The sequence below is a fragment of the Paenibacillus spongiae genome (assembly GCF_024734895.1).
In the GTDB taxonomy this organism is placed as follows: domain Bacteria; phylum Bacillota; class Bacilli; order Paenibacillales; family Paenibacillaceae; genus Paenibacillus_Z; species Paenibacillus_Z spongiae.
In genome coordinates this window covers 2,298,342-2,310,170 of sequence record NZ_CP091430.1, presented here as the reverse complement: position 1 = coordinate 2,310,170, position 11,829 = coordinate 2,298,342, and the positions used below count along the sequence as shown (strand labels likewise).

12 protein-coding genes and 1 other annotated feature are annotated in these 11,829 nt (G+C 54.1%); of the genes, 1 reads left to right on the top strand and 11 read right to left on the bottom strand.

The genetic code is table 11. From position 1 onward, the window contains the following. Positions 1–230: 230 nt before the first annotated feature. The 3 genes from L1F29_RS10555 to lspA all read right to left on the bottom strand — a co-directional run bounded on the left by L1F29_RS10555 (position 231) and on the right by lspA (position 3,126). Positions 231–1,466 (bottom strand): LL-diaminopimelate aminotransferase, encoded by a 1,236-nt coding sequence (locus tag L1F29_RS10555; protein WP_258388272.1) that lies wholly within the window; start codon positions 1,464–1,466, stop codon positions 231–233. 192 nt (positions 1,467–1,658) lie between these two features. Continuing rightward, on the bottom strand, positions 1,659–2,636 hold the full coding sequence (locus L1F29_RS10550; protein WP_258388271.1) for an RluA family pseudouridine synthase: 978 nt from the start codon (positions 2,634–2,636) through the stop codon (positions 1,659–1,661). Then, positions 2,581–3,126 (bottom strand): signal peptidase II, encoded by a 546-nt coding sequence (lspA, locus tag L1F29_RS10545; protein ID WP_258389661.1) that lies wholly within the window; start codon positions 3,124–3,126, stop codon positions 2,581–2,583. The genes L1F29_RS10550 and lspA overlap by 56 nt, the downstream gene beginning before the upstream one ends. Before the next feature lie 196 nt (positions 3,127–3,322). On the opposite strand from lspA, the gene L1F29_RS10540 reads away from it, so the two are divergent. After that, a complete protein-coding gene (locus tag L1F29_RS10540) occupies positions 3,323–4,060 on the top strand; it encodes a TraR/DksA C4-type zinc finger protein (RefSeq protein WP_258388270.1) in 738 nt (245 codons plus the stop codon). On the opposite strand, the gene L1F29_RS10535 is transcribed toward L1F29_RS10540, so the two are convergent. The 8 genes from L1F29_RS10535 to pgeF all read right to left on the bottom strand — a co-directional run bounded on the left by L1F29_RS10535 (position 4,057) and on the right by pgeF (position 11,812). Further along, positions 4,057–4,335, bottom strand: coding sequence for a DUF5665 domain-containing protein (locus L1F29_RS10535; protein WP_373876535.1), 279 nt, complete (start codon positions 4,333–4,335; stop codon positions 4,057–4,059). The genes L1F29_RS10540 and L1F29_RS10535 overlap by 4 nt on opposite strands. A 226-nt stretch (positions 4,336–4,561) precedes the next feature. Further along, positions 4,562–7,657 (bottom strand): isoleucine--tRNA ligase, encoded by a 3,096-nt coding sequence (gene ileS / locus L1F29_RS10530; protein ID WP_258388269.1) that lies wholly within the window; start codon positions 7,655–7,657, stop codon positions 4,562–4,564. A 52-nt stretch (positions 7,658–7,709) separates the two neighbouring features. Next, positions 7,710–8,005 (bottom strand) — a binding site (T-box leader). A gap of 74 nt (positions 8,006–8,079) precedes the next feature. Further along, on the bottom strand, positions 8,080–8,577 hold the full coding sequence (locus L1F29_RS10525; RefSeq protein ID WP_258388268.1) for a DivIVA domain-containing protein: 498 nt from the start codon (positions 8,575–8,577) through the stop codon (positions 8,080–8,082). Positions 8,578–8,660: 83 nt separating this feature from the next. Further along, on the bottom strand, positions 8,661–9,446 hold the full coding sequence (locus L1F29_RS10520) for a YlmH family RNA-binding protein (protein ID WP_258388267.1): 786 nt from the start codon (positions 9,444–9,446) through the stop codon (positions 8,661–8,663). Further along, positions 9,443–9,658, bottom strand: a complete 216-nt coding sequence (locus tag L1F29_RS10515) for a YggT family protein (RefSeq protein ID WP_258389659.1) — start codon at positions 9,656–9,658, stop codon at positions 9,443–9,445. Before L1F29_RS10515 ends, L1F29_RS10520 begins: the two co-directional genes overlap by 4 nt. Positions 9,659–9,715: 57 nt before the next feature. Continuing rightward, a complete protein-coding gene (locus L1F29_RS10510; RefSeq protein ID WP_258388266.1) occupies positions 9,716–10,177 on the bottom strand; it encodes a cell division protein SepF in 462 nt (153 codons plus the stop codon). A gap of 49 nt (positions 10,178–10,226) precedes the next feature. Then, on the bottom strand, positions 10,227–10,940 hold the full coding sequence (locus tag L1F29_RS10505) for a YggS family pyridoxal phosphate-dependent enzyme (RefSeq protein WP_258388265.1): 714 nt from the start codon (positions 10,938–10,940) through the stop codon (positions 10,227–10,229). Next, the gene (gene pgeF / locus L1F29_RS10500; RefSeq protein ID WP_258388264.1) at positions 10,937–11,812 is read right to left on the bottom strand and encodes a peptidoglycan editing factor PgeF; all 876 of its coding nucleotides are present in this window, start codon (positions 11,810–11,812) and stop codon (positions 10,937–10,939) included. Before pgeF ends, L1F29_RS10505 begins: the two co-directional genes overlap by 4 nt. Between the last annotated feature and the right edge of the window lie 17 nt (positions 11,813–11,829).

Genomic DNA, 11,829 nt, shown 5'->3' with positions numbered 1-11,829 from the left:
GCGGGATGCGCAAGGAGTGCGAGTACATGAACCGAGAGCCGTTATGGTGACAAGTCTAATTTGAGCAGCTGCTGCTCAAACGGTCTTCTCCCCAAACTGCCTGAAGTTCAACTATTCACGCTACCTTGCCAGCCTCTCTGGACTGTGTTAAAGGTACTGAGTTCATTAACAAGAATTATCCCACGTTCGACAATTGATGTCAAGACCACGGAAGGTGAATTTTGTCGGAATTACAGACTAAGCTTGGTGAAGCGCTCTACTGCTTTCTCGGTATTCTCTCGGCTGCCGAAGGCCGTAAGACGGAAATAGCCTTGGCCGCTCTGGCCGAATCCGACTCCCGGGGTTCCTACGATATTAGCTTCGGACAGCAGCTTGTCGAAGAATGCCCAGGAATCCAGGCCTTGCGGCGTTTTCAGCCAAATGTACGGCGCATTCACGCCGCCGTATACCTGCAGGCCAAGGGAAGCCAGGCCGTCACGGATAATACCCGCGTTGGTCATGTAATAATCGATGACCGATGCGATTTGCACTTTGCCTTCCGGCGAGAAGATCGCCTCCGCCCCGCGCTGCGTCACGTAAGAAACGCCGTTAAACTTCGTCGAGTGCCTGCGGTTCCACAGGTCGTTGACCAATACGGCATTGCCGCTCTCATCCTTCGCTTTCAGTTCACGAGGGACGACCGTGTACGCGCAGCGCAACCCGGTAAAACCTGCCGTCTTCGAGAAGCTGCGGAATTCGATCGCCACTTCCTTGGCCCCTTCGATTTCGTAAATGCTGCGCGGTACATCCTTCTCCTGAATGAAGGCTTCGTAGGCGGAGTCGTACAGAATGATGCAATCATTGGCCTTCGCGTAATCAACCCAACGCTTCAATTCTTCCTTGGAGAGCGTCATGCCGGTCGGGTTGTTCGGATAGCACAGGTAGATCAGATCCACCTTCCGGTCCGGGAGGCTCGGCGTGAAGTTATTCTCCGCACGGCAAGGAAGGTACACAATGTTCTCATACTGGTTCCGCTCCGCATTGAATGTGCCGGAACGGCCTGCCATGACGTTGGTGTCCACATAGACCGGATACACCGGATCCTGTACGGCCACCACTGCATCTTGGCTGAATATTTCTTGAATGTTCCCGACATCGCATTTAGAACCGTCGCTGACGAAGACTTCATTCGTCTGGACGTCGATGCCGCGAGCTTTGTAGTCGTTGTCGATAATCGCTTGAATGAGAAAATCATAGCCCTGCTCAGGACCGTAGCCCCGGAACGTGCCGGGATCGGCGAGCTCGTCCACCGCTTTATGCATCGCTTGGATAACCGCATCGGGAAGTCCCCGCGTTACATCGCCGATTCCGAGGCTGATCATCTGGGCAGCGGGATTTTCCTGCATGAATTTCGTCCTGCGCTTGGCAATTTCCGAGAACAGATAGCTTCCTTGCAAATTTGTATAGTTGGGGTTGATTTGTGTCATTCGAACATACACTCACCTTTCGGAACGATGATATTTATGGTTCAACAGTTGCCATAATCATAGCGTAGTTGACCGGCGAGCTTAATAAAGAAAATGGTGAAAAGTTTGCACTTTTCACCATCTTCATTAAGTTGCCTTCCTATTCGGTTACCCCAAAGCCCAAAAATGCCGACTCAACGTTTATTGAGGCAATCAGCGCTGCTGCAGAATCGTCAATTCATGAGCCATATCTGAGGGGATCGGCGCTTCAAACTCCATATATTCGCAGGTTCTCGGATGATCGAAGCCAAGTACAGCCGCATGCAGCGCCTGTCCTTTCATGCCGATCGTCTTGCTGCGGCCATACATCGGATCGCCCGCAAGCGGATGGCCGATATATTTCATATGCACCCGGATTTGGTGGGTACGTCCCGTTTCCAGCTTAAGCTCCAGAAGCGTATAGTCGCCCAGCCGCTCCACAACGGCAAAATGCGTTACCGCATGCTTGCTGCCGCGCTCCGTAACGGTGAACAGCTTCCGGTCATTCGGGTCGCGGCCGATCGGCGCATCGACGGTTCCGTGATCATGCGGCATGTTCCCATGAACAAGCGCCAGATACTTCCGCGTTACCGTATGCGCTTTGAGCTGTTCCGCCAGAGAAGCATGGGCAAGATCGTTCTTCGCCGCCATGAGAAGCCCGGATGTGTCCTTGTCGATCCGGTGAACGATACCGGGCCTCATGACCCCATTGATTCCGGACAAGTCCCGGCAATGATACATCAGCGCATTCACGACCGTGCCCGAAGCATGTCCTGCCGCCGGATGTACGACCATCCCCCTCGGCTTATTGATGACGATGACATCCGCGTCCTCGTAGGCGATGTCGAGCGGAATGTTTTCGGGCTCGATAACAGCTTGCTCCGGATCAGGAACGGCCACGTCGACGATGTCGTTCTCAGCGAGCTTATAATTGGCTTTAGCAGGCTTCCCGTTCACGAGTACCGCAGCCGCTTTAATCCAATCCTGAATTTGCGTCCTGGAGAACGAACCGTCCTCCATGCTATCCGTTACATACTTGTCCAAACGTTCGCCGGCCTGACCCGGGTCGACGATGAACGCGAGCGAATCTTCATTATTATTGCGCAGGCTGCTGAGGCTGCTGCCCTTCTTGTCCTTGTCCAGTTGATCCATTCTTTTCTCCGTTCTCGTTCTTAATCGATCGAAGCGAGTCGATCAAAATCAAAGCAACGCCGCAGACGATACCGGAATCGGCCAGGTTGAAGATCGGGTACACGTAACTGCCGAATGTAAATTGCAGAAAGTCTACGACTTCGCCGTACAGCGCCCGATCCAGGAAATTTCCGAAGGCGCCGCCCAGTACAAGACCGAGTCCGATGAGCAGCATGCGACTGCCCGTTATGCGGTTTTTCTGGATATACCAGACAATCCCGGTTACCACGAGGAGCGTGATGATGATAAAGAACGTCGTCTGCTCCTGAAGAATGCCGAAGGCCGCTCCTTTGTTCCGGTGCGACGTAATGACGAAGAAGCCGCCCAGAATTTCTATTTCCTGGTAAAGTTCCATCTGGGTTTCAACGATTTTCTTGGTGACGTAATCGATAGCGAATACAAATAATGCGATCCAATAGTAATAAAACCGCAACTCATCACTTCCCTTCATCCCAAACATTGTAGCACATCCGCCATTTTCTTGACCAGCGAATCCCATGGCAGAACCGTTAACAGTTACACCGGTTAGCAATATAAGCAACCGCTGCCTTGAACATGCGTGCCGTACGCTTTGTAAAATCGGCCGAAGGAGCCCACACTAACGGCATCGGTATTCATTAATGCATAGAAGGAAGGGACCTGCTCCAATGACAAACTTGACCGAACAAGAGCTTCGCAAGCTGCGCAGCCGGCTTGAAGCGGAGAAGTCCGATATCGAACGGCGGCTGACAGGGAGCGATCATTATGGCCTTGGCAGCTCTCAGCGGGAAGGGTCCGGCGAGCTGTCCGCGATCGATAACCATCCCGGCGATATGGCGACGGAGACATACGAACGCGGCAAAGATATCGCCTTATTGGAGCATGAAGACTTACGGCTGAGCCGAATCGATTCTGCTCTGGATGCAATGGACAACGGCGAATACGGCCATTGTCTCACATGCGGGAAGGCGATTCCTCCCGAACGGCTGGAGGCACTGCCGGACACACTGTACTGCCTGGATCATTCGCCGAGACAGGATATCTCGGAACGGCGTCCCGTGGAAGAAAAATTTCTTGCCCCTCCCTTCGGCCGTTCAAGCTTGGATGAAGAGGAAGGTTATAACGGCTTCGACGGCGAAGACGCCTGGCAGATCGTCGAGAGCTGGGGCAATTCCGATTCGCCGGCCATGTCGGAAAATACGGACGTCGACTCCTATGAAGCCGTCGGCATCGAATACGACGATCCCGACGGTTACACCGAAGCGATCGAAAGCTTCCTGGCAACGGATATTACCGGAACCACAGTCAGCGTCATCCGAAACCGTGCCTATTACGACTATATTCAGCAATCGGAAGGCGACAATGGGCTGGAATCGGATGACGATGCCGCGGACGGGTACAATTAATAACCCTTGAACTCCAGCTGGTGCTGAACGATCCGGACAATATCTGCAATATAATCGCCGATAATGGGCAAATTCAAAGCACCCAGCAGCTGAAGCACGTAGAGGATCGTTGCGGCGAAGAAGGTAAACCCGATGGCAATACCGACGCCTTTTGCAGTACCTGCCAACAGATTGCGCCAAATAAGCGACCAGGGACGGTTAAGCAAATTGACGTAATCCGCCATTAGCGAGCGTTCCATCTCTTCGGCGATCTTGATCAGACGGCGGTCCAACATGTCCATCGAACGCCGCAAAGCACTTAAATCTTTCGTCTCCTCGCTCATCGTCAGGCCATTCCCTCCGGCAAGGCGATCTTCCCGGCCGCATTCCTCAAGGGAATAGCCGCTCGGCAGGTCGCAGAAAATAACGAAGCCCATGCTTCGCTGCAGGAGAGCGGCATCGCCGCTCGCCAGCAGCGTTTGCATGGGCGTTCGTTTTTGGTTGTTGCTATTTACTATTCCCTTAATCGGCGAATAGAATCCCGATTTCTTTATCCCCCAGCGACACCTGCTCCATTCCTTCGCGGATGCCATACTCAATGCCGCTTAGCAGTACATTCTCGAACAATACCGCTTCGAAGGCTTCAAGCGCCAAGCGAAGCTCCTCATCGGCCTGAAGCACCAAATGAACGCGTTTCTCGATCGGCAGGTCCAGCTTCTTCCGGGTATCCTGCACAGCGCGGATTACTTCGCGGACCAGACCTTCCTGCTCGAGCTCCGGCGTAATGTCCGTATTCAGCGCGACCGTCAATTGATAGCCGGATGCCGATGCAAACCCGGATTTGGCCTGCTTCTCGACAAGCAGCTCGTCGATCGCAACGGTCAGCTTCTCGCCTTCCTGCGATTCGAAGACCAGCTCGCCTTGACGAACGGCTTCGCTCGTCTGCGCGGAAGTGAGCGACTTCAGATACGCTTGGATCGGTCCGACATTCTTGCCGAATTTCTTGCCGGCCACCTTCAAATTAAGCTTGAAGGTCAAATCGACGAATCCGCTATCCCCGCTTGCAATCGTAATCGACTTCACATTGATTTCTTCTTTGATGATGTCTTCGTAGGCCGCCAGATCAAATTCACGGTCCAGGGCGACGATAAGCTCCGACAGCGGCTGACGCGTCTTGATCCCGGTTTCGTTGCGGACGTTGCGTGCCAGCTCGACAATTTGCCGCGCCGTTTCCATATCGCGCTCCAGCGTCTCGTCGATGGCTGCTTCGGCACATACCGGATAATCCGCCAGATGAACGCTTCCGCTTCCGCCAAGATTGCCGTATACATCTTCCGCAAGCAGCGGCGCGAAAGGCGCGATGAGACGAGACAGCGTCATCAGCACATGGCGCAGCGTACCGTAGGCATCCAATTTGTCGTCCGTCAGGCCGCTCCCCCAGAACCGGTCGCGCGAACGGCGGATATACCAGTTGCTCATCTCGTCGACGAACGTCTCGATCGCCTTGGCCGAATTCAAGAAATCATTGACTTCCAGCCCTTTGCTCACTTGAACAATCAAGCTGTTCAAGCGGGATACGATCCACCGGTCAAGTTTCACGCTGGATGCGCGTTCCGGCTGTGCCGACGGATCATAGCCGTCGATCGATGCATACAGCGCGAAGAAGGCATGTGTGTTGACGATCGTATCCATAACCTTCGACTTCGCTTCGCCGACGATGCCGCGCGAGAACCGTTTGCTGTTCCACGGCGCGCTGTCGGCCAGGAGCGCCCAACGGAACGCATCCGTACCGTACTCGTTAATGATCTCCCATGGATCGATTACATTGCCCTTCGACTTTGACATCTTCTGGCCATTCTCATCCAGAATATGTCCGGTCGAAATGACGGCTTTATACGGAGCTTTGCCGTTATACAGTGTCGATACGGCCAGAAGGCTGAAGAACCAGCCGCGCGTTTGGTCGATTCCTTCACAAATGATATCCGCAGGATATTGGTCGGCGAATGTCGCTTCGTTCTCGAACGGATAATGATGCTGCGCGAACGGCATGGACCCGCTGTCGAACCAGACGTCGATCACTTCCGGCGTACGATTCATGATGCCGCCGTCGCAATGAGGACAGTTCAGCTTCACTTCATCGACATACGGCTTGTGCAGCTCGATATCCGGCGAGATCGGCTCGACCGATCTAGCAACCAGATCGGCGCGGCTGCCCGGCGCATGCTGGCCGCCGCAGCCGTCGCATACCCAAACATTGAGCGGCGTTCCCCAATAGCGGTTGCGGCTGATGTTCCAATCGACCAGATCCTCCAGAAACTTTCCGAAGCGGCCTTCGCGGATATGGCCCGGATACCAGTCGACCTCGTTGTTATTCGCTATTAATTGATCCTTAACAGCCGTCGTTTCGATAAACCAGCTGTCCGTCGCATAATAGATGAGCGGCGATTTGCAGCGCCAGCAGAATGGATAGCTGTGCTCATAACGCTCCTTGGAAAAGAGCAGCGCGCGCTCGCTAAGCATCTTCACAATATCGACGTCGCAGTCCTTCACGAACCGTCCGGCAAGATCGGTTACGGCGTCGATATACTTGCCCGCATTGTCGACGACATTCAGGAAGCTGACGCCATTCTGGCGCGCCACCTTATAGTCATCGTCGCCGTGAGCCGGCGCAATGTGGACGATACCGGTACCGCTCGTGTCGCTGACGAAGTCGCCGGGGATGATCATGTGCCCCTTCTCGATTTGTACGTAACGGAACGGCGGCACGTATTTCAGGCCTACCAGCTCGGAGCCCTGAAGAGTCGACAGAATTTCGTACTCGCCTTTCATGACGCTCTCTACGAGTCCGGAAGCGATTATATACACCTCGCCGTCCTGCTTAACGCGCGAATACTCCAGCGACGGGTTGACGGCCAGCGCGGCGTTCGCAGGCAGCGTCCATGGCGTGGTCGTCCAAGCCAGTACATAGACGCCGTTCTCGCCCTCCAGCTTGAATTTGACGGTAGCGCTCAAATCCTTGACGTCCTCATAGCCCTGCGCCACCTCATGGGAGCTTAACGTCGTTTGGCAGCACGGGCAGTACGGGCTTACGCGGTGACCGCGATACAGCAGGCCTTTGCCGTGAATCGTCGATAGGATATGCCATACGCTCTCGATATAGTTGTTATCCAGCGTAATGTACGGATCGTCCATATTCGTCCAATAGCCGATCGCTTCGGTTAGCTCCCGCCACTGACGCTCGTATTCGAATACGCTGTCCTTACATTTGTTGATGAACGCTTCAATGCCATAATTCTCAATTTCCTGCTTGCCGGAGATGCCCAGCTGCTTCTCGACGCCAAGCTCGACGGGCAGTCCGTGCGTATCCCATCCGGCCTTGCGGACGACGCGGTAGCCGGCCATCGTTTTGTAGCGGCATATAAAATCCTTGATCACCCGTCCGAGCACGTGGCCGATATGCGGCGCTCCGTTCGCCGTAGGCGGCCCTTCATAGAAAACAAAGTTTGGCCGTCCTTCCCGGTTCTCGATCGACTTCTTGAACGTCTCTTCCTCTCTCCACTTGGCCAGCACTCTCAAATCGCGGCTTCTGGCCTTTTCCTTCACATCTACACGCTGCATGGCTTCAAACAACCCCTTTCGATAAATGAAAACAAAAAAAGCCGCATCCCTGTAAAGGGACGAGGCTTGGCTCGCGTTACCACCCTTGTTCCGCATCGTCATCTGCAGCTTCCGTTCTCACTTATGAAAACAGCACCTGCACCGACTAAGCGGCACCTTGATCACAGATGTATACATCTGCGTCCCCTGTAACGGTGGGCTTCCGGCAGCGCTTATCGCGAACATGGCATTCGGCGCTGCATCTCGGAGAGGATATTCGGCTAAGGTTTGCACACCGGCTTTCAGCAACGCACCGGCTCTCTGGAGTACAAACGGCATCAGCCTACTCGTTCTCGTCAACGATGATCGACTAAATTAAAATGGATTATTTCTAGTTATACGCCAAACTTTATCAAAAGTCAATGCGAGCGAAAGCCCCTTGATTATGAACCGCGTGCGATTTCACTCTTCACTTGCCCGTTGCCGTCCAGCGAGTCCCAACCTTCCAAGCTTAACAAATCAAGCTGCGCTTCAACCAGCGTACGGAACCGCGCGCGGTAGATGGAAGCTTGCTTCTTCAGCTCCTCCACTTCAAGCGAAACCTTGCGCGACTTGGCGAGCGATTCGTTAATGATGCGGTCTGCATTCTTCTCCGCTTCCTTCACGATCAGCTGCGCTTCCTTCTTGGCATTGTTCTTCAGATCGTCCGCGGCTTCCTGCGCCACGATAATCGTCTTGCTGAGCGTCTCTTCAATATTCGCGAAGTGGTTCAGCTTCTCCTGAAGAGCAAGCGAATGGTTCTGCAACTCTTTATTCTCACGGATAAGCAGCTCATAGTCTTTAATGACTTGATCGAGAAACTCATTCACCTCGTCTTCATCATAGCCGCGAAGACGTCTGCCGAATTCCTTGTTGTGTATGTCCAATGGCGTTAACGGCATTGGCGCACCTCCTAAACGTTATAAGGCGAAGTAAAGATTTTATTCAGTATTTTCGACAGATTCGCTTAAATTCCTGCAATCCGTTATATAAATTTACCGATCCTCACGCGCTGCCGGCCTTTCTTCGTCATGCCTTCGACGCCTAGCACCTTGAAGCGGCCCAGGCCCTGCATGGAAACGACATCGCCTTCCTTAAGCGGCGCGGACGGATCCTCTTCAACCTTCCAATTGATCCGGCATCGTCCCGCGCGGATCGGGTCGACGATTTTGGCACGGCTAACGCGATGCACGTCGCTGGCAATCCCGTCAAGACGCAAAGAAGCCACCGATAGGCTCATTTCCTCTAAATCCGCTTCGGCGATGCGCAAATCGGATAAAGGGACGATGTCGGTCAAGACATGAACCCGGTGGACTTGCCGCAAATGAATATTGATGTAATCGGCGATTTCTTCAGCCAGCAGGCAGTGACAGAAATCTTCATGGATATGAAGATCCCCGATCCGGTCGCGTTTGATGCCGAGGCCGAGCAGAGCGCCCAAATAATCGCCATGCTCCAGCTCCAAGTGGCCTTGCGAAGATGCGGTAATGCGCAGGAGCGCAACGCCGTCTGGCTCATCGTCCAGCATCCGGTACTCAGGTGCGATAAGGGCCCGCTTCCGTTCCGCGCCCTCATAGCCGCCTGAAAGCTTCAGCTGCACTTCCGGCATACGGTTCGCTAAGCTGCCGACGATCTCGGCTTGCCTCGGATCGAGAAAATCGGTTCTCTTCATCTCATGTCCATATGCGGCCCGTTCCATCCATTCCGAGACCCGGTCGACAAACGGCCGCTCGTCCGGATGGAAGTGAACATATAGATTCTGCTTCGTCATACGAAGAAGCCGATGACCGCGATAATCCCATATGCGACGAATTGAAGCGCGAAGATCGCAACGATTGGCGAGATGTCGAGCATGCCGCCGATCGGAGGGATGATCCGCCTAAATGGCGTCAGATAAGGCTCAACCAGCTTGCCCAGCCATACGCCGATAAAGCTCTCTCGCGCATTAGGCAGCCATGAGAGCAGGACGTAGCCGATGATCATGAAGGTGTATATTTGTTCAAGATACCATATAAATTGTGTAATTTCCGCCAATCAAGGTCACCTCATTTTTTTGTAATCAGACTCTTCTGTCAGCATTTCCGAAATGGTGCCTTGAATTTCAACCGAATCCGGCGTGCACAAAAAGATATTCGGCCCGAGCTTCGATATGCCGCCGCCCAATGCGTATACGGTACCGCCGAGGAAATCGACGATCCGAACCGCGATATCGTGCCGGACACGCTGTAAGTTCACGACGACCGACCGACGGTTTTTCAGGTGATCGGCTATTTCCTGTGCTTCATCATAGGACCTCGGTTCGTGAAGGATCACACGGATATTCTTCTGGGAATGAATGCTGACAACATTGTTAGCTTTTGTTGTTTGTTTACGTGCCTCGAACGGAGAAGTTTCAACCTCCTGCTCTTCCTGCTGCTGGTTCTGTGCGACCCGCTCTCGCTCGACGATCTCCTCTTCTTCCTGCAGCCCGAAAAAGTTCATAAATTTATTCATTACGCTCACCGTATCCGCCTCCCTCTTATGACTTGTTCATAACCGGTTCTTTCCTTCATTACCCATTGCCCACCAGTATCGTACCGAGGCGCAGCCAATTGGCGCCTTCTTCAACGGCGATCTCGAAATCGCCGGACATTCCCATCGACAGCCCGCTAATAGGCTTGCGCAGGACAGCCCGTTCGTTCAGTTCATCCCGCAGCAGCCGGAGCCCGCGAAAGGTCGGCCTGGATTGCTCGCCATCCGAATCGATCGGCGCCATCGTCATGAGGCCGACCGGCTCGATATGGGGCATATCGGCCAGCTCCTTAGCGAAGGCCTGCAAAGCTTCCGGCGCCAATCCATGCTTGCTGTCCTCGCCGGATACATTAACCTGAATGAAGCAAGGCACAACGATTCCCAGCTGCTCGGCCCGCCGTTCGATCGCCTGGGCAAGCGACAAGCGGTCCAAGGAATGAATGTATGTAAACTTTCCGATGACGTCCTTGACTTTATTCGTTTGGAGAGATCCGATAAAATGCCATACGGCTTGTCCTGCAGGCAATGGCTCCCCGGACTCCGTGCCGGAGATGGCGTGCCACTTCTCGGAGGCATTCTGCCAGCGATTCTCGCCCAGGTGGACAAGTCCGTGGCGCAGCACGTTCTTCGTCTCCTCCGTGCCGACATACTTGGTTACTGCAATCAACTGAATTTCTTCCCGCCGTCTGCCGCTTCTCCGGCACGCTTCAGCGAGACGCTGCTCCACCGCTTCCATTCGTTCCTGCAATGTCACGCGGTTCCTTCACCTCTTCCCATGCCGATCCAGCTGACCATCCGTCCGGTTTGTCCCCCTTCCATGCGATGGGAGAAGAAGAGATCCGTCCGGCAGCCTGTACACCACTCTGATAATTCGATATGCATCGGCAAAATTCCTGCTTTTATCATAATCTGTCGGTTCAATTCTTTCAAGTTTATCCTTGCTTTGCCTTCTGATGTGGGCTGCGCGATCGGCCCTGCTTCAAACCCGCTTGCCTTCAAGAGGGCGTCAAGCTCGCGGATCAGCGGATCCATCCGGCCAAGCACCGCAGCGTCGACCTCATAGCAGCATAAGCCGATCGAAGGACCAATACCGCCTCGAATGTTTGCCGGCTGGCATCCGTAAGCTTCCGACATCGCTTCAACGGTATGGCGCGCAATCTCCAGCGCCGTCCCTTTCCAGCCGGCATGGGCGAGTGCGACCGCCTCTTGAACCGGGTCGAAGAAATACAGCGGCACACAGTCCGCATAGAAAGAGGTCAGCAGTACATCCTTATCCGCCGTCATAATCGCATCCGTATCCTGAACGGCTGTTACCCGGCTGTCCCGCCCTTTGCCGCGGTCCTCCCGGGTAACCCGATAAACCCGATTTCCATGAACCTGCTCGGCGCATGTCCATGCCTCATAAGGCCATTGCAGCGCTTCCGCGAGCCGTCTGCGGTTATCCAGAACTGCCTCGTCGCGGTCACCGACATGAAGACCGCAGTTGAGCGACTCCCATGGCGCAGCGCTTGCCCCGCCGTGCCGCCCTGTGAAACCTGCCGTTAATCCTTCCTTTAGCGCCATCCATTCCGGCAACAAAAAAAGCGAAGGTCCCTTCGCCGTTTCTACATGTTTAAACGGTTCCATCCGAATTTCACCTCGCA